A 24,833-nucleotide genomic window follows, 5' to 3' on the forward strand; every position below is an offset into this window, starting at 1 on the left:
GCTGCAGGACTGCGCACAGGAGGGCCTGTCCCGGCCCCTGCTGGCCAGGGAGGCGGATGAGCAGCCGCCCCGGGCGGTCCTGTCGTCCGGGCCTATCGCCCGGCCAGGCAATCCAGGATGGTCCTGACCAGCTGCTTGAGGTCAACGGGCTTGGCCAGGTAGGCCGTGGCCCCCGCTTCGAGGATCGCTTCCTTGTCGCCCAGCATGGCGTGGGCCGTCAGCACGATCACCGGCACCGAGGCGTAGGGCCTGCCCCCCTCTCGGATGGCCCGCAAGGCCTGGAGTCCGTCCATCTCCGGCATCTGCACGTCCATGAGCACCACGTCATAGGGCGCGGACTCCAGGCAGTCCAGGGCCTCGCGTCCGGTCCGGGCCACGTCCACCCTCCAGCCCTCCTTGCCCAGGAAGGCCTTCACCGTGGCCTGGTTGATGCGCTCGTCCTCGGCCAGGAGCACCCGCAGGGCCGGGCGCGGCAGCGGTTCCCGGGGACGGGGGGCAGTGGCCTCGCCCGGCGCATGCTCGCGGCCGGGCGAGAAGGCCAGCGAGAGATAGCACTGCGTGCCCCTGCCCACCACCGAAGAAATGCAGAGCGTGCCCTCCAGCAACACCACCAGACGCTTCACGATGGCCAGCCCCAGGCCCGCGCCGCCCGAACGGCGCGTGTAGGAGCCGTCAACCTGGGTGAACTTTTCGAAGAGCCTGGGGAGATCATTGTCCGCGATTCCCCGCCCCGTGTCTTCCACGCACGCCAGCAGCCGCACGGTTCCAGGCCTTTCCCCGCCCTCCAGGCGCGAGAAGCGCACGCTCACCCCGCCCGATTCCGTGGCCTTGAACCCGTTGCCTATCAGGTTGAAGAGCACCTGCCGGAACTTCACTTCGTCGCCCTGCAGCATGTCCGGCACGCCGGGCTCCATGCTCCAGCGCAGGAACAACCCCTTTTCGGAGGCCTGGACCCTGAACAGGGCGTCCAGCTCATTCACCAGCTCCGCCAGGCTGAAGGTGGAAACGCACAACACTTCGCCGCCCTGCTCGATGCGCGCCAGGTCCAGGATGTCGTTGACCAGCCGCATCAGCTTCCGGGACGACTCCAGGGCCATGGACACGTACTGGGTCTGCTCGGGCGTCAGCCGCGTCTCCTGGCAGAGCTGGAGCATGCCCATGATGCCGTTGAAGGGCGTGCGGATTTCGTGGCTCATGTTGGCCAGGAACTCGCTCTTGGCGCGGTCGGCCTGCTGGGCCGCGTTGCGCGAGCGGATGGCCTCGGCCGCGTATTCCTGCGTCCGCCGTTTCATGTCCGCGAAGGCCTTGCCGAGGTCGCTGATCTCGTCGGCGTGGTTGTCCTGCACGGGCAAGCTCTCCACGGCGACGTCGGAGTCCATGGCCCTGGCCAGGGCCTCGATGCGCTCCGTGAGCAGCTTCCGGGAACCGTAGGCGTAGATGAGCACCACCAGCGCCAGCCCCGCGCCGAATGCGGCGAGCATGACGACCGTCAACTGGTTTGCGCCGGCGTAGATTTCCTCCGTGGGGATGCCGAAGAGGAAGTGCATGTAGGGTTCCTTGCCATCGTCCAGGGAGACGCTCGTGTAGGCGTAGAGCTTTTCCACGCCGTCGGAACCTTTGGACAGGAAGGTGCCCTCGCCTTTCTCCGAGTGTATGCGCCGCCAGAACGCTTCGGCCAGCCGCGAACCCTGGGGATAGTTGGCGTCGTCCACGGGAATGCGAAACAGGCTCATCCCCTGGTGGTCCAACACGCGCACGAAGGAGCCGGGAGGAAGCGGGATGTCCTCGAAGCGGTCCATGAGGTAGTTCAGGTTCACCGAGAGCACCAACACTCCCGAAACCGCCCCCGCGTCGTCCAGGACGGGATAGGAATAATGGAACACGGGGTTCCCCGTCACACGTCCCACGAGATATTCGCCCGTGGAAAACTTCCGGGACTCCACGGCGTCGCGGAAATACTTCCTTTCCCGGGAATTCATGCTCCCGGCCAAATCCCGGGCCGAGACGACGATGTTCCCCCCGATGTCGCAATAGAAGATGTTGCTGTAGATGTTCGCGTGCTGCATCAACAGGCTGCGGAAGATCTCCCGCATCCGCTCCAGCTCCCCCCCGCGGACCCTTTTGTCCTGGGAGAACAGGAGTAACGTCTCCTTGATCTCCCCGACGAGCGCCATCTGCGAGTGCTTCAGCTCGTGCGAGACGTGCAGTATCCGATAATTGGCCGTAAGAATCGACTCTTCCTTGAGCCTGTATGCGGCGAACACGAAGGCGCACACCACGGGGACCAAGGACATCACCATGATCGCGACCAGCTTGACGCCAAGCCTCTTGAACATCCAGTCACCGCAATTTCTTACACGTTGAACCGATGCAAGCCTGTGAGCCTTCGCCACAAAACGCTCGACACGTTCTTCATATCGAAGCCACCACGTGATCCATTAACATTTATCATGCTTAAATCAAGACTGATTTGCGGTCCAAATCCATCGTTCATTTCGAAACGCACTCCAAGAAAAACGGGCGGCCATGGCCGCCCGTTAGCTTGATGACAAACCCCGAAGCGGGGTTTGTGAGATACGCTTACGGGCGGCAAAGCCGCCCTGCTCCAGGCTGCGCTTCGCGCAGCATCGTTTCCGATCCGGTGCGCCCCGTGCGGGGCCGCCCGGGCTACGCGCTCCAGTCCAGGATCACCTTCCCGCTCTGGCCGCCGATCATCGCCTCGAAGCCCAACGCGTATTCCTCCACCGGGAAGCGGTGGGTGATCACCGGGCGGATGTCCAGCCCGCTCTGGAGCATGGCCGTCATCTTGTACCACGTCTCGAACATCTCGCGGCCGTAGATGCCCTTGATCACAAGTCCCTTGAAAATCACGTGGTTCCAGTCGATGGCCGTGGACTTGGGCGGAATGCCCAGAAGCGCCACGCGGCCGCCGTGGTTCATGTTCTCCAGCATGGACTCGAACGCCCTCGGCGCGCCCGACATCTCCAGGCCCACGTCGAAGCCCTCCGTCATGCCCAGCTCCGCCATCACCTCGGGCAGCCCGCGCTCCAGCACGTTCACCGCCCGCGTGGCCCCCATCTTCTCCGCCAGGCCCAGGCGGTAGGGGTTCACGTCCGTGATCACCACGTGACGCGCCCCGGCATGGCGCGCGATGGCCACCGCCATGATTCCGATGGGGCCCGCGCCCGTGATGAGCACGTCCTCGCCCACCAGATCGAACGACAGCGCCGTGTGCGCCGCGTTGCCGAACGGATCGAAAATCGCGGCCAGGTCGTCTTCGATGCCGTCGGGGATCTTGAAGGCGTTGAACGCCGGAATCGCCAGGTAGTCCGCGAAGCACCCGGGACGGTTCACGCCCACGCCCACCGTGTTGCGGCACAGATGCCTGCGTCCCGCGCGGCAGTTGCGGCAGAAGCCGCACGTCACGTGGCCCTCGCCCGAAACCCGGTCGCCCACCTGGAAACCGCGCACCTCCTGGCCCACGGCCACCACCTCGCCCACGTACTCGTGGCCCACCACCATGGGCGCGGGAATCGTCCTGGCCGCCCACTCGTCCCACTTCCAGATGTGCACGTCCGTGCCGCAGATGGCCGTCTTCCTGATCTTGATCAGCACGTCGTTGTGCCCGGGCTCGGGCTTCTTCACGCGCTGGAGCTCAAGCCCCTCGCCAGGGCCGGTTTTGACCAATGCTCTCATGCTATGTCCTCCCGCTTCAGCGGTCTGGTTGATTGTCGTTGCGCCAGAGCTTCGCCAGGCACGGCATACGCGGGCGACAGGGCCGTCTGGGGAGAAGCCTCCGGCGGGCAAAGGGCTTCGCCCTCTGCACTCCCGAGTTGCTTCGCGGGCTCCCCCGGGCACGCCATCGTGTCTTGTCCCCGGGTGCAGGCCCCCCGCCAGCACAGCAGCAGACTCCCGCCGCTAAATCACGCCCAGGGCCTTGCCGACCTTGGCGAAGGCCGCCGCCGCCTGTTCCACGTGTTCGGTGGTGTGGGCGGCGCTCATCTGGGTGCGGATGCGGGCCTTGCCCAGGGGAACGACGGGGTAGGAGAACCCGGTGACGTAGACGCCTTCCTCCAGCATGGCGGCGGCCATGCGGCCCGCCAGGGCGGCGTCGCCCAGCATGACGGGGATGATGGGGTGTCCCGCTCCGGCCAGGGTGAAGCCGTGGCCTTCCATGAGTTTGCGGAAGAGCGCGGCGTTGGCTTCCAGGCGCGCGCGCAGTGCCGCGCCTTCGGGGGAGGCCAGCAGTTCCAGCACGCGCAGGGTGGCGGCGGCGATGGCCGGGGCCAGGCTATTGGAGAAGAGATAGGGCCGGGAGCGCTGTCGCAGCAGGTCCACGATCTGGCGGCGGCCGGAGGTGTAGCCGCCGGAGGCGCCGCCCAGGGCCTTGCCGAGTGTGCCGGTGATCACGTCCACGCGCCCCAGCACGCCGCGCAGTTCCACGGAGCCCCGGCCGTGCCGACCCACGAAGCCCACGGCGTGGGAGTCGTCCACCATGGTGAGCGCGCCGTGCTTGTCGGCCAGGTCGCAGAGGGCGTCCAGGTCGGCCACCACGCCGTCCATGGAAAACACGCCGTCGGTGGCGACGAGAATGTGGCGCGCGCCGTCGGCGCGGGCCTGGACGAGCTGTTTTTCCAGGTCGGCCATGTCGTTGTTGGCGTAGCGGTAGCGTTTGGCCTTGCACAGGCGCACGCCGTCGATGATGGAGGCGTGGTTGAGCGCGTCGGAGACGATGGCGTCCTCGGGTCCCAGGAGCGTTTCGAAGAGGCCGGCGTTGGCGTCGAAGCAGCTGGAATAGAGGATGGTGTCCTCGGTCTGGAGGAAGTCCGAGAGGGCTTTTTCCAGGGCCTTGTGCACGGTCTGCGCGCCGCAGATGAAGCGCACGCTGGCCATGCCGAAGCCGTAGCGGTCGAGCCCGTCCTTGGCGGCCTGGATCATGCGGGGGTCGCCCGCGAGGCCCAGGTAGTTGTTGGCGCAGAAGTTGAGCACTTCGCGGCCGTCCTCCAGGCGCACAAGGGCGGCCTGTGGCCCGGCGAGCACGCGTTCGCCCTTGAAGAGGCCGTCGCGGCGGATCTGTTCGAGGGTCTCGTCCAGCTGGGTGAGAAATTGTTCGCGCATGGGCGCTCCTTGGTCAGTGTCGGATGGCGGGGCTAGGCTTCGTCCTTGGGGCGTCCCTGCCCGATGCCCAGGAGCTTGAGCGCCCCCTTGGCGTAGAGCATGAACTGCCGGGGATTGCGCAGGCTCAGGACCTTGCGCAGGATGGGCATGGGCCGGAAGTAGAAGCGCATGTAGCAGCGCTTGAGGAGCTTGGAAAGCTCGTCGCGGGAGAGGCGTTCCTCCCAGATGGGCTCGACGAAGTTGGGCACGGGGTCCAGGGCCTGGGCGCGCCAGATGTCGGCGGGGAAGAGGCCCTTTCGCACGCCGTCCTCGAAGATCTTCGTGCCGTGGTAGACGATGAGGATGTTGAACTGGGCGAAGTCCGAGTCGATGGAAACGGCGGTCTCTATCAGGTGGAGCACGTCTTCGCGGGTCTTGTGGTGCGGGAAGCCGATGATCCAGTTGGTGCTGGTGACGATGCCCGCCTTGCGGCACATCTTCATGGCCCGGCGCACCTGGGCGATGGTGATTTTCTTGTTGATGTCGCGCAGGCCTTCGTCGGTGGAGGTTTCCACGCCGAAGAGGATCTGGCGGCAGCCGGAGCGCCGCGCCAGGGCGAGCATTTCCTCGTCGATGGCGTCCACGCGGCCCCGGAAGGCCCAGGTGATGTTCCACCCCCGGTCCAGGATGGCCTGGGCGATGGCGCGCACGCGCTTGGCCGTGGCGTTGAAGAGATCGTCGAAGAAGAAGAATTCCCGGATGCCCCGGCCGTGGTAGGCCTCCATCTCCTCCATGATGTTTTCCACGGAGCGCGTGCGGTAGGAGGAATAGGGGCGGCAGCAGAAGGTGCAGTTGAAGGGGCACCCGCGCGAGGAGCAGATGGTGCCCACGGGCTGGCCCGTGCCGATGGCGGAATAGTAGCGCCTGTAGTCCAGGGCGTCGAAGGCCGGGAATGGCAGGGAGTCGATGTCCTTCACGAACCCGGCGGGGCCTGTGAACACGGGCGCGCCGTCCAGGCCCCGGAAGACCAGGGCGGGGATGTCGGCCAGGGGCGTGCGGTCTTCGAGGGCGTCGAGAAAGCGCGGCAGGGTGTGTTCGGCCTCTCCCAGCACGAGGTAGTCCACACAGTCGTGGGTGAGGCTTTCGTTGGGGAAAAGGTCGGCGTGGGGGCCTCCCCAGACCAGGGGGACGCCGGGCAGCGCTTCCCGCAGCCTGCGGGTGAGGGCCAGGGCGTCGTGGAGGTTGGGGGTGTAGACGGTCATGCCGATGACGTCGGGCCTGATCTCCAGGGCCTTCCTGACCACCTCGGCGTGGTTCATGCGCTCCAGGATGGTGTCCAGGAGCACGGCCTCGTGGCGTCCGTGGGCGCGCAACGCCCCGGCCAGGTACATGATCCCGATGGGCGGAAAGATGCCGATGTCGGAGGCTTCGAGCTGCCAGGAGCTGGAGGTCTTGGCGATGCTCAGGTCCGGGACGTTCATGAGGAGGATTTTCAAGACCCGGCTCCTTGCTCGATGTCGGAAATGATTTTCGCGGGCACGCCGCCCGCCACGCTGCGCGGTGGCACGTCGCGGGTGACCACGGCCCCCGCGGCGATCACGGCGTCGCGGCCCACGGTCACGCCGCCCAGGAGCACCGCTCCCGCGCCGATCCAGACGTTGTCGCCCACGGTGACGGGGCGGCCGGTGTAGGCGCGCTCCACGGCCTGCAGGTCCAGGCGGCGGAAGTCGTGGTCGCCGGTGACGATCATGGCCCCGGGGCCGATGAGCACCTGCTCGCCCAGGGTGATGCCCCCCTGCCCCGAGGCCAGCACGGCGTTCACGCCGATCCAGCAGCGCGCGCCGGTGACGATGCCCTCGCCGGGGCGCGAATCGGAGGTGAAGGTGCACAGGTAGGCCGCGCGCATCACGCGGGTGCAGTCGCCCAGCTCGATGGCGGCGGCGGAGGCGTGCAGCCGGGCGAGGCGGTCCACGTAGACGCTGCGGCCCAGCCGGATGGAGTCCATGTGCAGGAGCTCCGCGCCGGACTCGAACACTGGGGTGGAGGCGCAGGCCCCCAGGAGCGGGCGGTAGAGCGCGCCGCGCAGGGCCATGCCGGGCAGCCCGGGGAGCCAGCCGACCAGGGCCTGGGCGGTCTGCTCCAGGGCGTAGCGCAAGGGGCTCGACGCGCGCGAGGCGAGATAGACCGCGAGTCCGGCCTGGCCTGTGCGGCCCATGTAGTCTTCGAGTCGTCCTTGGGGTTCTTGGCGGGGATTGCTCATGGCGTGCTCCGGTAGGCGGAGGGTCCGGCGGACCGCAAGCCGTCCCCTTAGGCCGTTTCGACGGCACAGGCAAGCCCCGGCGGAGGCTTTGGGCATCCTCCGGGCTTGCCTGGGCCCGCCGGAATGGCTATCTCACGGCCAATCAACGACAACCCCGGAGCGAACATGTCCGCCAAATACACCATCCACCCCCTCGTGGTGGGTTCCAAGCGTTTCGACAAAGGCTTCATGACTTACCAGCAGGAGATGGGCACGCCCTACGTGATCCCCCTCTACGCCTGGCTCGTGCTGGGCGGCGAGAAGAAGATCCTGGTGGACACCGGGGAACTCCGGCCCATCGTCAGCCCCGACCGCGAGGAGTTCATCGGGGCCAAGATCGAGACCATCGAGGAAGGCCTGGCCCGCCACGGCCTCACCCCCGAGGACATCGACATCGTGATCCACACCCACCTGCACCGCGACCACTGCGAAAACGACTACAAGTTCACCAACGCCACCTTCTATGTCCACGAGAAGGAAATGGAAGTGGTGCACGACCCCCATCCCCTGGACTACCGCTACCAGGAGGACTTCATCCTCGACGTGGAGGAGAACGGACAGATCAAGACCCTCTCCGAGGACACCGAAGTGGTCCCCGGCATCACCATGATCCACACCCCGGCACACACCGAGGGCTCCATGAGCGTGCTCATCGAGACGGCCAAGGGCAAGGCGCTCATCACGGGCTTCTGCTGCATCATGGACAACTTCTACCCCGCCAAGGAAGTGAAAGGCCTGGGCATGGAGGTGATCCCCCCCTCCACCTGCCTGGACCTCAAGGAAGCCTACGATATCGTGCTCAAGTGCCGCGACATGGCCGACATCATCATCCCCCTGCACGAGCCGAAGTTCGCCCGGGAAGGGGCCATCGGCTAGCAAGGCATCGCCCTCAACGCCCCGCGCGCGCCACGGCCGGACGCGCGCGGGCCGTAGCGCGCCGGACGCACCCCGGCCCTCCTCCGGCCCCGACCGGAGGCCCCATGCCCAGCCGCAGCCCGCTCCCGTCCACCGCCGCCCGGCTCCTTCCGGGCCTGATCCTGGCCCTGCTCCTGGCCGCCTGCACCCCCAAGCAGCCCCCGGCCGTCTACCAGCTGGGCGACTTCGAGGTGTTCGCCCTGGGCGACTACCAGGGCACGCGCCCCCTGAAGGAGCTGGCCAAAAGCGGCGACTTCGGCCTGGGCACCCTGCACGGCCTGGACGGCGAGATGGTGGTGGTGGACGGCGTGTTCTACCGCGCCGACGGCCAGTGCAACCTGACGCGGCCCTCCATGGACGCGCTCTCGCCCTTCGCAAATCTGGTCACCTTCAAGGCCCAGGGCCGGGAGGCCGTGAAGGACATGCCCCACATGGCCGCCCTGACCCAGTGGCTGGACGCCCGCCTGCCCAAGGGCGGCTTCGCGGCAGCCCGCGTGGACGCCGGATTCAAGAGCCTGACCATCCGCAGCGTGCCGGGCTACGCCCAGCCCTGGCCCCACCTCACCGACGCCCTCAAGACCCAGCACGTGAAGACCATCGCGAACGCCCGGGGCACCCTGGTGGCCCTGCGCGGCCCGGCCCGCCCCGGCGGCGGCTGGGTGGCGGGATGGCACGTCCACTTCGTCAGCGAGGACCGCACCCTGGGCGGCCACGTGCTCGGCTTCGAGGGCCTGGAGGGTCAGGCCGCGTGGATGTCGCTGGAGCGCCTGGTGCTGGAACTGCCCACGCAGAAGCCGTGACGGATCGCCCGGCCGCGCCCTTCTCCACCGCGCCCCGTCCCATCGCGTCTGGTCCGGTCATGTCTGGTCCGGTCGTGCCCGGCTCTGGCGTGCCCGGCTCTGGCGTGTTCGGCTTCGCCCCGACGGCGCGCCTCCTGGCCGCCCTGCTGGCGCTTTGCCTGTGCTGCGCCCCCCCGGCCCGGGCCGCAGACGACGCCCCGTACGCCCGGGTGCTCGCGGCCCACGTGCGCGGCGGCCTCGTGGACTACCCCGCCCTCAAGGCCGACCGGGCGGACCTGGACGCCTACCTGGAGGGCATGGCCGCCGTGGACCTGGAAGCCCTGCCCCGCGCGCAGGCCCTGGCCGCCGCCGTCAACCTCTACAACGCCGCCACCCTGGCCCTGGTGCGCGACCACTGGCCCGTGGCCTCCATCCGCGACATCGGGGGGCTCTTCGGCTCGCCCTGGAAGATCCGCTTCGTGCGCACGGCCCGGGGCCTGATGACCCTGGACGAACTGGAGCACGGCTTCCTGCGCCCGCGCTTCGGGGAGTCGCGCGTGCACGCGGCCCTCAACTGCGCCTCGCGAGGCTGCCCGCCCCTGGCCGGGGAGCCCTTCGAGGCCGCGCGCCTGGACGAACAGCTGGACCGCGCGGCCAGGGCCATGCTCTCGGTGCCGGACCGGGCGCGCCTGGAAGGCGCGACGCTCCACGTGAGCGCCATCTTCGACTGGTATTCCGATGATTTCGGCGGCAAGCCGGGCGTGATCGCCTTCGTGGCCCGCCACGCCCCGCCGGAGCTGGCCGGACAGCTGGCGGTCCTGGACCCGCAGGCCGTTACGCTGAAGTTCCTGCCCTACGACTGGTCCGTGAACGGGCCGCCGCCAGGCCGCTGAGCCGGGAGCGGTTCCGGCCCCCCCTCACCACCCTGCCCTCCGGCCTCCATCCGGTCCGCTCTTCGCCCTGCGCTCCGGTCAGCGTTCGGGGTCTCACTTCGTCCCGCGCCCTCGCCCTGCGCTCCGGCTCTCGCACGGGCAGGGTTGCGGGCCTGCCCGGGTCCCGGGCCAAGTTCCGAACCGCGCTCCTGGCCGCGCTCCGGGCCGGGTTCCGTCTATTGCCCGGGGACCTGGCCGGGGGCGGCGGGAGGCAGCCCCGCCGCCCGCGCCGCAGCCCGCGTGCGCCGGGCCAGCCCCTCCGGACAGGCCCCCAGGGCGCGGCCCAGGTCGGCCAGGGTGTCCACGTCCGCCAGTTCCGGCAGGACGAAGGGATCGAGGGGGGCCATCACCTCCAGGGTGCGGGCCAGCAGGCCGGGCTCGCTCCAGGGCATGTCCCGGAAGACCTCGGGCAGGAAGTTCCCCCGGGTGAAGCCCACGGTCCAGTAGCCGCCGTCCGGGGAGGGGCCGAGACACGCGCGGCCCGCGCGCAGGCCCTCCACCAGGAGCCCCGCGGCCCCGGGCGAGAGGCACGGCACGTCGGAACCCACGGCGGCCGCCGCGTCGCAGCCTGCCGCAAAGGCCCAGGCGAAGGCGTTTTCCAGGCGCTCGCCCAGGTGCGCGCCCCGCTGGGCCACGCACTCCCGGCCCTCTCCCAGCCAGCGGCGGACCAAGGGAATCTCCGCGCCCGGCTCCACCAGCAGCGCCACCCGCGCGCCCGCCCCGTCCAGGGCCTCCAGCACGTCCTCCACCATGGCGCGGTAGAGGGCCAGGGCCGCCCTGTCGCCCACGTCGCGGGCCAAGCGGGTCTTCACGCGCCCCTCCAGGGGGGCGCGCAGCATCAGGAGCAGGCGGACGTCAGGCCGCACGGCCCACCCGCCGGGGAGCCCTGCGCGGAGCGCAGCCTGGAGTAGGGCGGCTCTGCCGCCCGTAAGCGGCTCCCACAAACCCCGCTTCAGGGTTTGTCATCAAGCTGAGTGCGGAGCCCTCTTTGCCCGCCGGAGGCTTCTTCTCCGTCATCCCGCCGCTCAGGCCAGCGCCCCCTGACAGCTGGACCCCGCGCCGGCCGTGCAGCCCAGGCAGTGCGCCCCGGTGACCACCGTGCGCCCGGCCAGGGCCTCGCGGTCGAAGGCGTCCAGGTGGTCGGGCGCGCCGTGGTTCACGCGCAGGCCCAGGGCCTGGTTGAAGTCGCAGTCGTAGAGCGCCCCGTCCCAGCCCACGTTCACCTGGCGGCGGCACATGAGCCCGGGCAGCGTGGCGGGGTTGAAGGAATCGCGCAGGAGCTTCCAGTAGTCCTGGGCCTGGCCCATGGCTTCCAGCTCCTCCAGGTAGCGGCCCAGGGGCATGTTGGCGATGGCGATCAGGCGCGAGAAGGCCACGCCGTGGGGGGCCAGCTCCTTGCGGTAGGCGTCCTCCAGGCTCTTCTGGCAGGGCGGCAGGTAGGGCCCCAGGGGGTGGTTGAACACCAGGTCCAGCGCCGGGCCGCCGGGCGCGGCGTAGCCCAGGGCGTTCAGGCGGCGCATGGCCGAGAGCACCTTGCGGTAGACCCCGGCGCCGCGCATGGGGTCCACGTTCTGCTCCAGGTAGCAGGGCAGCGAGGCCACCAGCCCCACCTCCAGCTCCCGGTAAAGGGCCGGGAAGTCCTCGAAACCCGGCTCCTCCAGGATGGCCAGGTTGCTGCGCACCTGCACGGCCAGGCCCGCGCCCCGCAGCCCGCGCAGGAAGTCCGGCAGGCCGGGGTTCATCTCGGGCGAGCCGCCGGTCACGTCCACCAGGGCGGGCCTCACGGCCAGGGCGGCGGCGAGTGCCTTGTTCAGGGTGGCGCGGTCCATGAGCTCCACGCGGGCCGGACCGGCCTCCAGATGGCAGTGGGTGCAGGAGAGGTTGCACCGAAGCCCCACGTTCACCTGGAGCACGTCCAGGCCGTCGGCCCGGATGGCCCCTCCGGCCAGTTCCTCGAATGCGTTCACGGTGTGTCCTCCTCGGTAAGCGGCGGGTAGTCCCGGGCGAGTCGCTCCGGGGACGCCCCCAGCAGATAGCGGGCCATGATGCCCCAGTTGGCGAAGGTGCGCCGCCAGACCCCGTCGGCCTCCCAGCGCCGGGGCGAGGCCGTGCAGCGGCCCCGGGCGAAGCCTGCGCGCATCCCGGCGCGGCGGGCGCGCGCCAAGAGGTCCACGTCCTCCAGGATGGGGATGTCCGCGTAGCCGCCCAGGGCGTGGAAAACAGCGCGCTCCATGAAGATGGCCTGGTCGCCGTAGGGCACGCCCGTGATCCGCGAGCGCAGCGTGGCCGCCAGCGCCACGAGCTTCAGCGACCAGCGCGTCGAACGGATGGCCAGGCCGAAGGCCCCGACCCTGCGTCCTGAGGCCAGCACGCGCTCCATGGCGGCGAAGGCCCCGACGGGCAGGGCGCAGTCGGCGTGCAGGAACACCAGCACGTCGCCGCCGGCCACGGCCGCCCCGGCGTTCATCTGGCGCGCGCGCCCTCGCGGGGCGCACAGGGCCGTTACGCCGGGGCGGTCCAGGGCGGCCAGGGTGTCGGCCCCGGGGCGTCCGTCCACAACCACGATCTCCACGGGCAGTCCGTAGCCCACGGCGCGCACGTGGTCCACCAGGCGGTTGATGCGTGCCGCTTCGCCCAGAACCGGCACGATGACAGAATAGCTCGGGGACATGGCGGCCCAGGCATAGCAGCCGGGCGCGCTCCGCGCAAATCCCGCCGCCCGGGTTCCCTGGAGGTTCCCCCTTGACCTGGGCCGCGAACGGGTCCATCACCCGGACCGAGGAGCCGACCATGCGCATCGCCACCATCGAGCACGTCCCCTTCGAGGGGCCCGCCAACATCGCCGTCTGGGCCTCAAGCCGGGGCCACCACCTGGACCGCCGCCTGCTCCACGCGGGCCACGCCCTGCCCGAGCCCGGGGAGTTCGACCTGCTCGCGGTGATGGGCGGCCCCATGAGCGTGCACGACGAACTCGAGTTCCCCTGGCTGGCCGACGAGAAGCGCTGCGTGAAGCAGGCCGTGGCCCGGGGCCGCAGCGTGCTGGGCGTGTGCCTGGGCGCGCAGCTGCTCGCCGAGGTGCTGGGCGGCCACGTGACGAAGAACGCGCAGCGCGAGATCGGCTGGCATCCTCTTTCGGCCTCGCCCTGGGCCGCGGCTTCGCCGCTCATGCGGGGCATCCCCGCGCGCTTCACGGGCTTCCACTGGCACGGCGAGACCTTCTCCCTGCCCAAGGGGGCCACGCTGCTGGCCGCAAGCGAGGCCTGCGCCCACCAGGCCTTCGGCGTGGGCGGCAAGCTGGCCGGGCTCCAGTTCCACTTCGAGACCACCGCCGAGAGCATGGAGGCCCTGATCGCCCACTGCGGCGACGAGATGGACCCCGGGCCCTTCACGCAGGACGCCGACACCCTGCGCCGCCTGGCCCCCAGCCACCTGCCGGAGCTGGAGGCCATGCTCTTCACCCTGCTGGACAACATGGCCCGGGAGGCCTGATCCCCCGCCGGACCGCGACGCACCCGATCCATGACCTCCGCCAAGGGCCGCGAGCCCCTCTTCACCGCCGATTTCCTCGGCCTGTGCTGCATCATCTTCCTGGCCTACTGCAACCACACGGTGTTCTACAGCCTGGACGTGCACCTGGCGCGCCTGGGCATCGAGCCGGGATGGCGCGGGCTGCTCATCGGCGCGTCGTCCCTCTCCACCATCGCGGCCTACCTGGCGCTCTCGCCCTCCACCACCACGGCCAACGCCTCGCGCCGCGCCTGCGCCGGGGCCGTGCTGCTCATGGCTTGCGGATCGGCCTACCTGGCGGCCGCCGACCCGTGGTCGATCCTGGCCGTGCGCCTGGCCAACGGGCTGGGGGTCTACCTCCTTTCGGCCTCGGCCATGACGCTCCTGGTGGAGCGCATCCCGCCCGGGCGCAGCGCCCAGGCCTTCGGGATGTATTCCATCGCCATGCTCCTGCCCTACTGCGTGGTGCCCGCCGTGTTCGACGCCCTCTTCGCCCGGGCCGGGACACTGGCCCAGGGGTACATGGCCATGTCGCTGTGCCTGGCCCCGGCCCTGGTGGTGGCCCCGATCATCGGCCGCCGCGCCGGGGCGTGCCGCCACGCGCCGCCCGCGCCCGTGGGCTACCGGGCCATGGCCCGGGGCGCGGCGCGCCCGCCCGTGGCGGCGGTGCTGGGGGTGTGCGCGCTCTACATCACGGTGTTCTCGGCGGTGTTCTTCCTGGCCAAGGCCTATTTCCAGACCCTGGGGGTGCCCGAGGTGGGGGCTTTCTTCGTGGTGCAGATGGCCTGCATCATTCTGGTGCGCCTGGCGGCCAGCCACCGCTTCGACCGCATCCGCAAAATGTGGCTGATCGGGTTCTGCTTCGGGCTCTCGGGGGTTTCGTGCGTGCTGGCGGCCACGGCCTCGGGCCTCCCGCAACTGCTGGCGGCCGCCGCCGTGATGGGCCTGGGCATGGGGGCCGGGTCCCCGGCCATGAACGCGCTCATGGTGGCCGTGTCGGAGCCGCGCATGCGCGGGGTGAACTCCAACCTGGCCACCATGGCCATGCAGGCCGGGAGCTTCACGGGGCCGCTGGTGGGCACGGCGGCGGTCCACGCCTTCGGCCCGGCGGGGTTCCTCTGGCTGGGCGCGGCGATCTGCGCGGCCGGTCTGGCCCTGTGCCTGGCGGCCATGCGCCTGGACCTGGACCGGGGCGACCCCGCCAGGGACTGACGGGGGCGGGCTGCCGCATCCCCCCGGCCCTGGCCGCGCGCCCAGGAACGGGCGGGGGAAGCGTGAACGCAGCGGCAGCGAGCCATGTCCGCTGACCTGCGGGGGGGCGGGCATGCCCGCGCGGCGGCCATCGATGCGCCACTTCGACTCTTCGCGCATTGCTTTGACATTTTCGCGCTCAAACGTAGGATGGCGCTACGCTTTCTCGACGCCGCCCGCGCCGGAGCGTCCGGGCCGGTCGCTGGCGAGCGATCGATTCCAACCACGTGGAGCCCATCGCCATGAGCCGCAGCAGGGACAAGGCGCTGTTCATCGCCAGGAAGAACATGGCGGGTCTGGTCTATTATTTCCAGGCCCTTGAAGGCATGCCCTTCACCTTGCCCGAGGTGCAGACCTACCTGCAGGGGATCACGGTCGGGGGCCACAAGGTCTCCGACCAGGACAAGCTGAAGCAGCAGGCCCTCGCCTGGCAGCATCTCATCCGGATCGTCGAGGAGGACGCGTTCGAGTTCACCAAGCACGTGGCCTGCGAACTCAACGCCATTGTGGCCAAGGACGAGGCTGCGGTTCCCGGTCGGTTCCGGCAGGGCGCGGTCTGGATCATGGGCACGGACTACGCCCCCCCGGATCACGCGACGCTGGACGCGCGATTCGAGGGGCTGCGGGCACGAGTCGGTGCGACGCGACATACCTTCACGGCAGGCGTGCTGGTCGCCCTGGACATGGCGCGCAACCAATACTTCTTCGACGGCAACAAGAGAACCGGCCTCTTGATGATGAACGGCCTGTTCCTGAGCAAAGGGTTGATGCCCTTCAGCGTCCCCGCGAAAAGCCTCCTGGAATACAACGAGAAGATGCTGCGCTTCTACGAGACGGGGGAAGAGGACGAGATGCTCCGCTTTTTCGAGACGCAGTACGCCCGAGAATACCCGGGGTTCTCCTTCGAAAGCGGGGCATGAGCAGGAAGGAGTGGGGCGGGATCGTCGTCGCGCTGACGAAGGTGCATCCTGTGCGGACCGGATGATCCGGCACAGGATGCGCAATTTCATCAAACACCTATAACATTACGTAAAATCATAGTTCAAAACACCCGGAGCACTCCTTCGCGCACCGATTCACCCATGTCTCTGGAAAGAATTTTCCTGGAAACGCTCCGCAATTTTAATGCATTAGCACACGAGAAATTGGAGCATGAGAAGTGGTAGTGCCTGACGACAGCATAATCCTTGCCCAGATATACAGGGATCTCCTGGGGATTCTTCAGCTTGTAGTTCGTGAGTGCAAGCACGCCTTCCGTATCGCTGGCAGAGAGCGCAAGGAGCGGCTGAACATGCGGCAGGCGCTGCATGAAACCGCGCAAGACCGAAATGGGCATGAAATTCATCTTGCCGCCCGTGAAACACTGTCTCGCGAGGTTCACGAGATGATCAAGGGGAACTCTCCTGGACGGATCGAATTTCGCATCTTCTGAATATCCACAAAGGTCCGCAAAGCAGACATCCTCGGCGTCAGCCGCATAAAAACCAAGTTTTTGAAACATCACATGGTACCGTCGCCCCTTCTGGAACTTATACCCATCCACAACGAACGGATGATGCTTTTGACCCTTATGTTGTCTCCAGAACGCAGGCCCATCCCTGAGGTATTCCAGAACGAGCTTCCTATTCTCTCCGGACAGTTCCGAATCAAAATTCGCGTCCGTCCCCCAGAAGATATGTCTTGCAACCGCTGGTGAAGCGCCCTGGTACTGGCGGGCTTCGTAAGCCTCCCGGATTTCATTGCCCATGCGCCGGATCCTCTTTCAATGTCGGAACATCTGACATGTTCAGGTTGTTGAACGTACATCAACAAATTGTATCCATCGTGCACATGCGCACATCATCAGCTAGACGCATCCCTTCTCACATGACTGACGACTGAAATCAACCAACGGCATACGGAAGTTCTGTATTTCCCTTCGGCCATGGTCACGCCGCGTCAAACAGCCCGCGTGGGCGCACCTCCCCGGGCCTGCTCATCCTCTCTCCCCCCCCCTGAAATCCCGTTGGCAAATGGGGCCACATGCGGTACCATTCTTCATGGGTTCAACGAAGAAGAATCTGGCGCGCATGAGGCGCAACCTCCAGGACTGGCGCATCGAAGACCTCCAGGCCATCGCCAGAGCGGAAGGGATCGAGTGGCGGCATAAAGGCACGAGCCATTGCATTTTCGTGCGCCGGGACGGAGCGACCTTGCCCGTTCCGGCCAAGCGGCCCATCAAGCCGGTCTATATCAAGCTTTTCCTGGAATTCCTCGGAGAATGACCATGCACGACCTGAGCAAGTACCCCTTCGAAATCCGCACGCTCTCTCCCGAGGACGGCGGGGGCTTCCTCATCTCCTACCCCGATTTCAACGTCTGCGTGAGCGACGGGGCCACCATCGAGGAGGCCCTGGCCAACGGCCGCGAGGCCCTGGCCGAGACCATCGCCGCCCTGGAGGAAACCGGTCACCCCGTGCCGGAGCCGGGCTCCGGCCAGACGGCCTCGGGGCAGTTTCGCCAGCGCCTTCCCAAGAGCCTGCACGCCCGGCTGGTCTCGCAGGCCAAGAAGGAGGGCGTGTCCATGAACATGCTCGTGGCCACCTACATCGCCGAGGGCCTGGGCAAACGGGGACGGGCGCGCTAGCCCCCCCTTTTCCCATTTTTCGCACTTTGCCCCTTGACACCCCCGCCGCCGGGCGGGTAGTCATGCAGCCCATGCACTCCACCAACTTTACCGCTGGCTTCTTTTCCTGGTTTTATTTTTGGTTTAGCCGCGCCAGCGGTATCGGGAGTGGTGCACGGTAACGAAACGAATCGACCGGAAACCAAACCGAGGGCCGCTGGCATAAAGCCGGCGGCCCTCTTCGTTTACCAGGACCCCGGCTTATCCGGAGGCCGCAACCGCGGAGGATCGCAAAATGCTCATCGGAAAAGCCGTACGCCTGGAACGCATCTTCAACCGCAACAACAACCGCACCATCGTCGTCCCCATGGACCACGGCGTCACCGTTGGCCCCATCGACGGACTCATCGACATGCGCGAGACCATCAACCAGGTGGCCGAGGGCGGCGCCAACGCCGTGCTCATGCACAAAGGCCTCGTGCGCTGCTCCCACCGCAAGCGCGGCCGCGACGTGGGCCTGATCATCCACCTCTCCGCCTCCACCACCATCTCGCCCTTCCCCAACGCCAAGACCCTCGTGGCCACCGTCGAGGACGCCCTCAAGCTCGGCGCGGACGGCGTCTCCCTGCACATCAACCTGGGCGACGAGACCGAACGCCACATGCTCGAAGACTTCGGACACGCCACCTCCAAGGCCACCGAATGGGGCATGCCCGTGCTGGCCATGGTCTACGCGCGCGGCCCCAAGGTGAAGAACGAGTACGACCCCGCCACCGTGGCCCACTGCGCCCGCGTGGGCATGGAACTGGGCGCGGACGTGGTGAAGGTGCCCTACACCGGAGACGTGGAAACCTTCGCCAAGGTCTGCGAGTCCTGCTGCATCCCCGTGGTCATCGCGGGCGGCCCCAAGCTCTCCGACGTGCGCGACCTGGTGACCATGGCCCACGACTCCGTACAGGCGGGCGGCTCGGGCCTCTCCATCGGGCGCAACATCTTCCAGTACGCCCAGCCCTCCCGGCTGGTGCAGGCCCTGCACGGCGTGGTGCACCTCAACTGGGAGGTGGAACAGGCCATGGAACTCCTCAAGGACTAGGCGGGACATCGTGAAACAGGTCTGGTTCAAAGCCATCCCCTTCGAGAAGAAGCTCGTCACCCTGGCCCTGGAGTCGGGCGTGGACGCCGTGCTCGCCGAACCCCAACACGCCGACGCCGTGCGCGCCCTGGGCCGCGTGGAGGTCTTCACCCCCGAGGAGGCCGCCTTCGTGGCCCTGGCCTCCAAAGCCGACGAGCAGACCGCCGTGGACGCCCTCAGGGACGGACGCAAAACCGTGCTCACCCTGGGCTGGGAGATCATCCCCGTGGAGAACATCCTGGCCCAGGCCAAGGGCCTGGCCGTGGAAGTGGACGGGCTCGACCGCGCGCTCCTGGCGGCGGGCATCCTGGAGCGCGGCGTGGACGCCGTGCTGGTGCTCCCCGAGGCCGCGGGCGACCTCAAGCGTATCGTGGCCGGCGTGAAGCTCTCCCAGGGGGCCATGCCCCTGGAGACGGCCGTGGTCACGTCCATCAAGGCCGCCGGGCTGGGCCACCGCGTCTGCGTGGACACCATGAGCGTGCTCAAGAAGGGCCAGGGCATGCTTGTGGGCAATTCGAGCGCCTTCACCTTCCTGGTGCACGCCGAGACCGAATCCAACCCCTACGTGGCAGCGCGCCCCTTCCGGGTGAACGCCGGGGCCGTGCACGCCTACGCCGTGATGCCCGGCGACCGCACCACCTATCTCGAAGAGCTGGCCTCGGGCGACGAGGTGCTCATCGTCTCGGCCTCTGGCGAAACGAGCTTGGCCACCATCGGCCGCACCAAGGTGGAGGTGCGCCCCATGCTGCTGGTGACGGCCAGAACCGCCGAGCGCGAGGGCGCGGTGTTCCTCCAGAACGCCGAGACCATCCGCCTCACGCGGCCCGGCGGCGAGCCCGTGAGCGTGGTGGCCCTCAAGCCCGGCGACGAAATCCTCGTGCGCTCCGACCAGGCCGGACGCCACTTCGGCATGCGCATCGCCGAAGAGATCAAGGAAGGCTAGGCATGACCTCCAACACCGACGACCCCGCGCGCGACGAACCCCTCGTCGCCGTGCGCGACGCCATCGACCAGGTGGACCAGGACCTCCTGGCCCTGCTCAACCGCCGCGCCGCCCTCTCCCTGGAGGTGGGACGCCTCAAGGCCGGCAGCGACGAGCCCGTGTTCAAGCCCTTCCGCGAGAAGGAGGTGCTCGAAAAGCTCGCCCGGGAGAACCCCGGCCCCCTGCCCGACGAGCACCTGCGCTCCATCTACCGCGAGATCATGTCCAGCTCGCGCAGGCTCCAGCGCACCCAGAAGGTGGCCTACCTTGGCCCCGAGGGCACGTTCTCCTACTTCGCCGCCGTGAGCTACCTGGGCCGCTCCTCCGAGTTCACCCCCCAGCCCGGCATCCCCGAGGTGTTCGAGGCCGTGCACCTGCGCGACGCCGAACTGGGAGTGATCCCCCTGGAGAACTCCCTGCAGGGCACCGTGGGCCAGAGCCTGGACCTCTTTTTGCGCCACGAGGTGTTCATCCAGTCCGAGCTCTACTGCAAGATCAGCCACGCACTGCTCTCCAAGGGGTCGGACCTTTCGCGCATCGAGGAGATCTACTCCCATCCCCAGCCCTTGGCCCAGTGCGGCGGCTGGCTCAAGGCCCACCTGCCCATGGCCCGGATCATCCCGGCCGAGTCCACGGCCGCCGCCGCCCGGCGCGTGCTCTACAACCCCAAGGCCGCCGCCGTGGGCCACGTGAAGCTCTCCGAGATGCTGGGCCTGAACGTGCTGGCCAGCCGCATCGAGGACCTGCCCGACAACTGGACCCGCTTCCTGGTGATCGGCCCCGCCGAGACCAAGACCGGCAACCGCGACAAGACCTCCATCCTTTTCACCCTGCCCGACAAGCCGGGCAGCCTCTCCGCCGTGCTCAACCGCCTGGCCGTGGAGGGGATCAACCTGACCAAGCTCGAATCGCGCCCGCTGCGCGGCGAAAAGTGGAAATACGTCTTCTTCGCGGACCTCCAGTGCGACCTGGGCCGCGACGAGTTCAAGACCATGCTGGAGCAGCTGCGCCAGGAGCTCAACTCCCTGCGCATCCTGGGCAGCTACCCCACGGGGCCGCACCTGGACGTCTCCGGGTCCGCCGTGCTGGAACGGGCCTGATCAACACATGAGGAGCATCGCGTGAACGCCCCCATCGACATCAAGGCCCCGGCCTCCAAGTCCGTCTCGCACCGCGCCTTCATCTGCGCGGCGCTGGCGGAGGGGACCTCCCTGGTCACCGACGCCCTGGAGTCCGACGACCTCATCCGCACCCGGCGCTGCCTCACGGCCGCCGGGGCCGTCTTCCGCAACACCGAGCGCGGCTGGGAGATCACCGGCACGGCAGGCCGACCCTCCGGCGGCATGAAGCACCCCGCCGACTGCGACGTGGGCGAATCCGGCACCACCTGCCGCCTGCTCACCGCCGTGCTGGCCGCCGGACGCGGGCTCTTCCGCATCCACGGCGAGGGCCGCATGCACGAACGCCCCATCGGCCAGCTGGTCAGCGCCCTGGAACACCTGGGGCCGGTGTTCGAGTGGGAGGGCAAGCCCGGCTTCCCCCCCTTCGTCATCCGCACCGAGGGCCTCTGCGGCGACCACGCCGACGTGAGCCTGGAGGAATCGAGCCAGTACCTCTCGGGCCTCCTGCTGGCCGCGCCCATGGCCCTGCGCCCCATCGTCGTGGGGGTGGGCGGGGCCAAGGTGGTCTCCTGGCCCTACGTGTCGCTCACGCTCATGGCCATGGCCGACTTCGGCGCGGCCCTGGACGTGGAACTGCTCCAGGACGGGGCCTGGGTCCCCACGCCCTTTACCGAGGTGCGCGAGGTGGTCCCCGGCGGCATCCGCTTCCGCGCGCGGCCCACGCCCTACCGCGCCCGCTCCTACACCGTGGAGGGCGACTGGTCCAACGCCTCCTACTTCCTGGCCGCCGGGGCCGCCGGGCCAAGGCCCGTGCGCGTCACCGGTCTGCGGCGCGACTCCCTCCAGGGCGACCGCGCCATCCTGGACATCCTCCAGGCCATGGGCGCGAACGTGGAGTGGGACGACGCGGGCGTCACCGTTTCCGGCCAGGGCCTGCGCGGCGTGGAGGTGGACATGGGCCACTGCCCGGACCTGGTGCCCACGGTCTGCGCCGTGGCCGCCCAGGCGCAAGGCCCCACCACCATCCGCAACGTGGCCCACCTGCGCATCAAGGAGTCCGACCGCCTGGAGGCCTGCGCCGCCGAGATCGCCCGCGCGGGCGGCGTCACCGCCACCTTCGCGGACGGGCTAACCGTCACGCCCGCGCCCCTGGAGAAGGAGCGCCCCGTCACCTTCTCCACCTACGGCGACCACCGCATGGCCATGAGCCTCTCGCTCCTGGAACTGGCGGGGGTGGACGTGCGCCTGGACAAGCCCGCCTGCGTGGCCAAGAGCTTCCCCGGCTTCTGGGACCAGTGGAGGCTCGTGCGGTGAGCAAGCCTTCCGCCATCGCCACCCTTGCCGTGGTGGGCGCTTCCGGCAAGATGGGCCGCCTCTTCACGGCGCGCTGCCGCCGCGAGGGCCTGGCCTGCTTCGAGCTGGACGCCCCCCTGGACATGGACCAGGCCGCGCGCGCCCTCCCCAGGGCCGACCTGGTGCTCCTGTGCGTGCCCGCCCAGGCCGTCACGGAGGCGCTGCGCGCCCTGGCCCCGCTGATCCCCAAGGGATGCGCGGTGGCGGACATCTGCTCGGTGAAGGTGAGGCCCCTCGAAGAAATGCTCGCCCTGCACCCGGGCCCCGTGGTGGGCACGCACCCGCTGTTCGGCCCCGTGCCGCCCGAGGGCGAGGCCCCCCGCGTGGCCGTGTGCCCGGGCCGGGGCGAGGCGGCCTGTCTCCAGGTGGAGGAGCTGCTCGCGCGCCTGGGTTTCGCCCCCTTCCGCACCACCGCCCACGAGCACGACCGGGCCATGGCCTACGTGCAGGGGCTCAACTTCGTCTCCACCGTGGCCTACCTGGCGGCCCAGAGCGCCCACGAGGGCTTCGAGCGTTTCCTGACGCCCTCCTTCACCCGCCGCCTGGAGGCCTCGCGCAAGCTCATCCTGGAAGACGCCGAACTCTTCCGTCTGATCTTCGAGGCCAACCCCCACAGCCTGGAGGCCGTGCGCAGCTTCCGCAACTACCTCAACGTGGCCGCGGGCGGCGACCTGGAGCTCCTGGTGGAGCGCGCCAGGTCCTGGTGGAGACAGCCCGCCCCCGCCCCAACCTGCAACCGCGACGACGAACCGGCCCCCAAACACGGGATGCCAAAGGGGCTCGCCCCTTCGGCCGCCGAAGGATTCTCCCGCGACAGCGCACCAGCGCCCGACAGAGCGGCCGGGGAGACTCCCCCGGCCCCCACACGCTCCAACAAGGACGACACGCCATGATCGAGTTCATTCAGGAAGCCAAGTGGCTGCCCGCCGACGTGCAGACGCCCATCAGCCTCTATCTGGGGCTGGTGGGGGACCGTCCGGGCATTCTGTTCGAGTCCGCCGAGGTGGACGGACGCCTGGGCCGTTATTCGATCCTGGCCTGGGATTTCCGCCTCTCGGCCAACTGCCAGGACGGCAATCTGGTGGTCACCACCCGCGACGACCGCCTGAAGCCCCTGGAAGAGCTCACCGGCCGCCCCTTCCTGGAGGGCGTGCGCGAGCTGATGAAGCGCATCCGCGTTTCGCCGCCCGAGGGCTTCGCGGACCTGCCCGCCATCACCCGGGGGCTCTACGGCTACTTCGGCTACGCCTCGGCCGCCCTCTTCGAGCCCAAGCTCTCCAAGGTGATCCCCGAAAAGGACATGGAGGTCACCCTGGTGCTGCCCGGGCACGTGGTGCTCTTCGACCACCTGCGCCACCGCTGCTGTCTGCTCTCCCTGGGCGGGGGCATGCGCCCCAAGCTGGACGCCTCGGCGGTGCTGCGCTCCTCCGAGAAGCCCGAGATGGGGGGCGTCTTGCACCATCCGGGCGAGCAGGCCTTCCTGGCCGGGGTGGAGAAGGCCAAGGAGCTGATCCGCCAGGGCGAGTGCATCCAGGTGGTGCTCTCCAACCGCTTCCACGCGCCCTTCTCAGGCGACCCCTTCGCGGTGTACCGCAGGCTGCGCCAGGTGAACCCCTCGCCCTACATGTTCTTCGTGCGCCTGCCGCGCATCACCCTGGTGGGCTCCTCGCCGGAGTTCCTGGTGCGCTGCGTGGACGGCGCGCTCACCACCGCGCCCATCGCGGGCACGCGCCCGCGCGGGGCCGACGAGGCCCAGGACGACCTCCTGGCCCAGGACCTGTTGGCCGACCCCAAGGAACGCGCCGAACACGTGATGCTGGTGGACCTGGGCCGAAACGACCTGGGACGCATCGCCAAACCCGGCACCGTGCGGGTGGAGAAATTCATGCAGGTGGAGAAGTTCTCCCACGTGCTGCACCTGACCAGCTACGTGACGGCCAGGCTCAAGGACGGCCTGGACGCCCTGGACGTGATCGGCTCGGTGTTCCCCGCGGGCACGGTGTCGGGCGCGCCCAAGGTGCGCGCCATGGAGATCATCGCCGACACCGAGACCATCCCGCGCGGGCCCTACGCCGGGGCCATCGGCTGGCTGGGCCTGGACCCGGACCGCGTGGACCTGGACACGGGCATCCTCATCCGCACCATGTGGTTCCGCGACGGCATGGTGCACTGGCAGACGGGCGCGGGCCTGGTCTACGATTCGGACCCCGCGAAGGAATGGCAGGAGGTCCACAACAAGGCCCGCGTGCTGGCGGAAGTGCTGGCCGGGGAGGAGGAAGGCGATGTTTTTACTCATAGATAACTTCGACTCGTTCACCTTCAACCTGGTGCAGTATTTCCAGCAGCTGGGGCTGGACCCGGTGGTGAAAAAGAACGACGACCCGTCGATCCTGGAGCTGGCCGATTCCGGCAAGGTGGAGCTGTGCTGCATCTCGCCCGGCCCGAGCCGCCCGGAGAACGCGGGGCTGTGCGTGGAGTTCCTGGACCACCTGCCCAAGAAGACGCCGCTTTTGGGCGTGTGCCTGGGGCATCAGATACTCGGGCATTACGCAGGGGCTCCCGTGGTCGTCGCCGACAGGATCATGCACGGCAAGACGAGCCAGGTGACGCACCGCGAGAGCGGGCTCTTCGAGGGCGTGTCCAACCCCATGGAGGTCTGCCGGTACCACTCGCTCCTGGTGCTGGCCCACAAGGCCCCGGAGAAGCTGGAAATCACCGCCTGGACCGACGAGAACGAGGTGATGGGCCTGCGCTGGAAGGACCGCCCCTGGGTGGGCGTGCAGTTCCACCCCGAGAGCGTGCTGACGCCCGAGGGCATGCGCATGCTCAAGAACTTCCCGGAGAAGATCGCGTAGGCGCG

General features: G+C 68.6%; 24 protein-coding genes. 15 read left to right on the forward strand and 9 right to left on the reverse strand.

The features are described 5' to 3' along the window. Positions 1-92: 92 nt before the first annotated feature. The 5 genes from NNJEOMEG_RS08955 to NNJEOMEG_RS08975 form a co-directional block, all read right to left on the reverse strand. Positions 93-2,336: a hybrid sensor histidine kinase/response regulator gene (locus NNJEOMEG_RS08955; RefSeq protein ID WP_173083535.1), complete on the reverse strand. Its 2,244-nt coding sequence runs from the start codon at positions 2,334-2,336 to the stop codon at positions 93-95. Positions 2,337-2,667: 331 nt separating this feature from the next. Then, positions 2,668-3,696, reverse strand: coding sequence for an L-threonine 3-dehydrogenase (gene tdh, locus NNJEOMEG_RS08960; protein ID WP_173083537.1), 1,029 nt, complete (start codon positions 3,694-3,696; stop codon positions 2,668-2,670). A gap of 222 nt (positions 3,697-3,918) precedes the next feature. After that, positions 3,919-5,118 (reverse strand): glycine C-acetyltransferase, encoded by a 1,200-nt coding sequence (locus NNJEOMEG_RS08965; RefSeq protein WP_173083539.1) that lies wholly within the window; start codon positions 5,116-5,118, stop codon positions 3,919-3,921. A gap of 32 nt (positions 5,119-5,150) precedes the next feature. After that, a complete protein-coding gene (locus NNJEOMEG_RS08970) occupies positions 5,151-6,593 on the reverse strand; it encodes a B12-binding domain-containing radical SAM protein (RefSeq protein WP_173083541.1) in 1,443 nt (480 codons plus the stop codon). After that, on the reverse strand, positions 6,590-7,357 hold the full coding sequence (locus NNJEOMEG_RS08975; protein ID WP_173083543.1) for an acyltransferase: 768 nt from the start codon (positions 7,355-7,357) through the stop codon (positions 6,590-6,592). Before NNJEOMEG_RS08975 ends, NNJEOMEG_RS08970 begins: the two co-directional genes overlap by 4 nt. A 165-nt stretch (positions 7,358-7,522) precedes the next feature. On the opposite strand from NNJEOMEG_RS08975, the gene NNJEOMEG_RS08980 reads away from it, so the two are divergent. The 3 genes from NNJEOMEG_RS08980 (at position 7,523) to NNJEOMEG_RS08990 (ending at position 9,983) form a co-directional block, all read left to right on the forward strand. Next, positions 7,523-8,272: an N-acyl homoserine lactonase family protein gene (locus NNJEOMEG_RS08980; protein WP_173083545.1), complete on the forward strand. Its 750-nt coding sequence runs from the start codon at positions 7,523-7,525 to the stop codon at positions 8,270-8,272. A 104-nt stretch (positions 8,273-8,376) separates the two neighbouring features. Further along, entirely contained in the window at positions 8,377-9,111 is a 735-nt protein-coding gene (locus NNJEOMEG_RS08985) for an acetolactate decarboxylase (protein WP_173083547.1), read from the forward strand. A gap of 59 nt (positions 9,112-9,170) precedes the next feature. Then, complete coding sequence (locus tag NNJEOMEG_RS08990) at positions 9,171-9,983, forward strand: DUF547 domain-containing protein (protein ID WP_173083549.1); 813 nt, start codon at positions 9,171-9,173, stop codon at positions 9,981-9,983. A 215-nt stretch (positions 9,984-10,198) separates the two neighbouring features. On the opposite strand, the gene NNJEOMEG_RS08995 is transcribed toward NNJEOMEG_RS08990, so the two are convergent. The 3 genes from NNJEOMEG_RS08995 to NNJEOMEG_RS09005 form a co-directional block, all read right to left on the reverse strand. Further along, complete coding sequence (locus NNJEOMEG_RS08995) at positions 10,199-10,888, reverse strand: TIGR04282 family arsenosugar biosynthesis glycosyltransferase (protein ID WP_173083551.1); 690 nt, start codon at positions 10,886-10,888, stop codon at positions 10,199-10,201. Between the two features lie 159 nt (positions 10,889-11,047). Next, entirely contained in the window at positions 11,048-11,989 is a 942-nt protein-coding gene (arsS, locus tag NNJEOMEG_RS09000) for an arsenosugar biosynthesis radical SAM (seleno)protein ArsS (RefSeq protein WP_173083553.1), read from the reverse strand. Next, positions 11,986-12,693 carry a TIGR04283 family arsenosugar biosynthesis glycosyltransferase gene (locus NNJEOMEG_RS09005; protein WP_173083555.1) on the reverse strand — a complete coding sequence of 236 codons (708 nt, stop codon included), beginning with the start codon at positions 12,691-12,693 and terminating at the stop codon, positions 11,986-11,988. Before NNJEOMEG_RS09005 ends, arsS begins: the two co-directional genes overlap by 4 nt. Positions 12,694-12,812: 119 nt before the next feature. Here NNJEOMEG_RS09005 and NNJEOMEG_RS09010 point away from each other — a divergent pair, with 119 nt between their 5' ends. The 3 genes from NNJEOMEG_RS09010 (at position 12,813) to NNJEOMEG_RS09020 (ending at position 15,700) form a co-directional block, all read left to right on the forward strand. Next, the gene (locus NNJEOMEG_RS09010; protein WP_173083557.1) at positions 12,813-13,511 is read left to right on the forward strand and encodes a type 1 glutamine amidotransferase; all 699 of its coding nucleotides are present in this window, start codon (positions 12,813-12,815) and stop codon (positions 13,509-13,511) included. 30 nt (positions 13,512-13,541) lie between these two features. Then, positions 13,542-14,741, forward strand: a complete 1,200-nt coding sequence (locus NNJEOMEG_RS20970) for an MFS transporter (RefSeq protein ID WP_173083559.1) — start codon at positions 13,542-13,544, stop codon at positions 14,739-14,741. Positions 14,742-15,022: 281 nt separating this feature from the next. Continuing rightward, complete coding sequence (locus NNJEOMEG_RS09020; RefSeq protein ID WP_173083561.1) at positions 15,023-15,700, forward strand: Fic family protein; 678 nt, start codon at positions 15,023-15,025, stop codon at positions 15,698-15,700. Between the two features lie 122 nt (positions 15,701-15,822). Here NNJEOMEG_RS09020 and NNJEOMEG_RS09025 read toward each other — a convergent pair whose 3' ends face one another. Further along, positions 15,823-16,527 carry a hypothetical protein gene (locus NNJEOMEG_RS09025; protein ID WP_173083563.1) on the reverse strand — a complete coding sequence of 235 codons (705 nt, stop codon included), beginning with the start codon at positions 16,525-16,527 and terminating at the stop codon, positions 15,823-15,825. A 292-nt stretch (positions 16,528-16,819) separates the two neighbouring features. On the opposite strand from NNJEOMEG_RS09025, the gene NNJEOMEG_RS09030 reads away from it, so the two are divergent. The 9 genes from NNJEOMEG_RS09030 to NNJEOMEG_RS09070 all read left to right on the forward strand — a co-directional run bounded on the left by NNJEOMEG_RS09030 (position 16,820) and on the right by NNJEOMEG_RS09070 (position 24,828). Further along, the gene (locus NNJEOMEG_RS09030; protein ID WP_173083565.1) at positions 16,820-17,044 is read left to right on the forward strand and encodes a hypothetical protein; all 225 of its coding nucleotides are present in this window, start codon (positions 16,820-16,822) and stop codon (positions 17,042-17,044) included. 2 nt (positions 17,045-17,046) lie between these two features. Further along, entirely contained in the window at positions 17,047-17,406 is a 360-nt protein-coding gene (locus NNJEOMEG_RS09035; RefSeq protein WP_173083567.1) for a type II toxin-antitoxin system HicB family antitoxin, read from the forward strand. Positions 17,407-17,680: 274 nt separating this feature from the next. After that, positions 17,681-18,478: a 2-amino-3,7-dideoxy-D-threo-hept-6-ulosonate synthase gene (locus NNJEOMEG_RS09040; protein ID WP_173083569.1), complete on the forward strand. Its 798-nt coding sequence runs from the start codon at positions 17,681-17,683 to the stop codon at positions 18,476-18,478. 10 nt (positions 18,479-18,488) lie between these two features. Next, positions 18,489-19,460 carry a 3-dehydroquinate synthase II family protein gene (locus NNJEOMEG_RS09045; protein ID WP_173083571.1) on the forward strand — a complete coding sequence of 324 codons (972 nt, stop codon included), beginning with the start codon at positions 18,489-18,491 and terminating at the stop codon, positions 19,458-19,460. A gap of 2 nt (positions 19,461-19,462) precedes the next feature. Further along, positions 19,463-20,599 carry a prephenate dehydratase gene (pheA, locus tag NNJEOMEG_RS09050; RefSeq protein ID WP_173083573.1) on the forward strand — a complete coding sequence of 379 codons (1,137 nt, stop codon included), beginning with the start codon at positions 19,463-19,465 and terminating at the stop codon, positions 20,597-20,599. Positions 20,600-20,620: 21 nt separating this feature from the next. Continuing rightward, positions 20,621-21,934 (forward strand): 3-phosphoshikimate 1-carboxyvinyltransferase, encoded by a 1,314-nt coding sequence (aroA, locus tag NNJEOMEG_RS09055; protein ID WP_173083575.1) that lies wholly within the window; start codon positions 20,621-20,623, stop codon positions 21,932-21,934. Continuing rightward, complete coding sequence (locus NNJEOMEG_RS09060; protein ID WP_235956906.1) at positions 21,931-22,866, forward strand: prephenate dehydrogenase/arogenate dehydrogenase family protein; 936 nt, start codon at positions 21,931-21,933, stop codon at positions 22,864-22,866. The genes aroA and NNJEOMEG_RS09060 overlap by 4 nt, the downstream gene beginning before the upstream one ends. After that, the gene (locus tag NNJEOMEG_RS09065; RefSeq protein WP_173083577.1) at positions 22,863-24,275 is read left to right on the forward strand and encodes an anthranilate synthase component I family protein; all 1,413 of its coding nucleotides are present in this window, start codon (positions 22,863-22,865) and stop codon (positions 24,273-24,275) included. Before NNJEOMEG_RS09060 ends, NNJEOMEG_RS09065 begins: the two co-directional genes overlap by 4 nt. Further along, positions 24,256-24,828, forward strand: a complete 573-nt coding sequence (locus tag NNJEOMEG_RS09070; protein ID WP_173083579.1) for an anthranilate synthase component II — start codon at positions 24,256-24,258, stop codon at positions 24,826-24,828. Before NNJEOMEG_RS09065 ends, NNJEOMEG_RS09070 begins: the two co-directional genes overlap by 20 nt. Positions 24,829-24,833 lie beyond the last annotated feature (5 nt).

The organism is Fundidesulfovibrio magnetotacticus (genome assembly GCF_013019105.1).
In the GTDB taxonomy this organism is placed as follows: domain Bacteria; phylum Desulfobacterota; class Desulfovibrionia; order Desulfovibrionales; family Desulfovibrionaceae; genus Fundidesulfovibrio; species Fundidesulfovibrio magnetotacticus.

Bases quoted from the DNA above. Each gene is read 5' to 3' on its own strand.
- NNJEOMEG_RS09030 (WP_173083565.1), top strand. From the start codon at position 16,820: ATGGGTTCAACGAAGAAGAATCTGGCGCGCATGAGGCGCAACCTCCAG.
- NNJEOMEG_RS09040 (WP_173083569.1), top strand. From the start codon at position 17,681: ATGCTCATCGGAAAAGCCGTACGCCTGGAACGCATCTTCAACCGCAAC.
- NNJEOMEG_RS09005 (WP_173083555.1), bottom strand. From the start codon at position 12,693: ATGTCCCCGAGCTATTCTGTCATCGTGCCGGTTCTGGGCGAAGCGGCA.
- NNJEOMEG_RS09020 (WP_173083561.1), top strand. From the start codon at position 15,023: ATGAGCCGCAGCAGGGACAAGGCGCTGTTCATCGCCAGGAAGAACATG.
- tdh (WP_173083537.1), bottom strand. From the start codon at position 3,696: ATGAGAGCATTGGTCAAAACCGGCCCTGGCGAGGGGCTTGAGCTCCAG.
- NNJEOMEG_RS08985 (WP_173083547.1), top strand. From the start codon at position 8,377: ATGCCCAGCCGCAGCCCGCTCCCGTCCACCGCCGCCCGGCTCCTTCCG.
- NNJEOMEG_RS08990 (WP_173083549.1), top strand. From the start codon at position 9,171: ATGTCTGGTCCGGTCGTGCCCGGCTCTGGCGTGCCCGGCTCTGGCGTG.
- NNJEOMEG_RS20970 (WP_173083559.1), top strand. From the start codon at position 13,542: ATGACCTCCGCCAAGGGCCGCGAGCCCCTCTTCACCGCCGATTTCCTC.
- NNJEOMEG_RS08965 (WP_173083539.1), bottom strand. From the start codon at position 5,118: ATGCGCGAACAATTTCTCACCCAGCTGGACGAGACCCTCGAACAGATC.
- NNJEOMEG_RS09035 (WP_173083567.1), top strand. From the start codon at position 17,047: ATGCACGACCTGAGCAAGTACCCCTTCGAAATCCGCACGCTCTCTCCC.
- pheA (WP_173083573.1), top strand. From the start codon at position 19,463: ATGACCTCCAACACCGACGACCCCGCGCGCGACGAACCCCTCGTCGCC.
- NNJEOMEG_RS08975 (WP_173083543.1), bottom strand. From the start codon at position 7,357: ATGAGCAATCCCCGCCAAGAACCCCAAGGACGACTCGAAGACTACATG.
- NNJEOMEG_RS09025 (WP_173083563.1), bottom strand. From the start codon at position 16,527: ATGGGCAATGAAATCCGGGAGGCTTACGAAGCCCGCCAGTACCAGGGC.
- NNJEOMEG_RS09065 (WP_173083577.1), top strand. From the start codon at position 22,863: ATGATCGAGTTCATTCAGGAAGCCAAGTGGCTGCCCGCCGACGTGCAG.
- NNJEOMEG_RS08955 (WP_173083535.1), bottom strand. From the start codon at position 2,336: ATGTTCAAGAGGCTTGGCGTCAAGCTGGTCGCGATCATGGTGATGTCC.
- NNJEOMEG_RS08980 (WP_173083545.1), top strand. From the start codon at position 7,523: ATGTCCGCCAAATACACCATCCACCCCCTCGTGGTGGGTTCCAAGCGT.
- NNJEOMEG_RS09070 (WP_173083579.1), top strand. From the start codon at position 24,256: ATGTTTTTACTCATAGATAACTTCGACTCGTTCACCTTCAACCTGGTG.
- NNJEOMEG_RS09010 (WP_173083557.1), top strand. From the start codon at position 12,813: ATGCGCATCGCCACCATCGAGCACGTCCCCTTCGAGGGGCCCGCCAAC.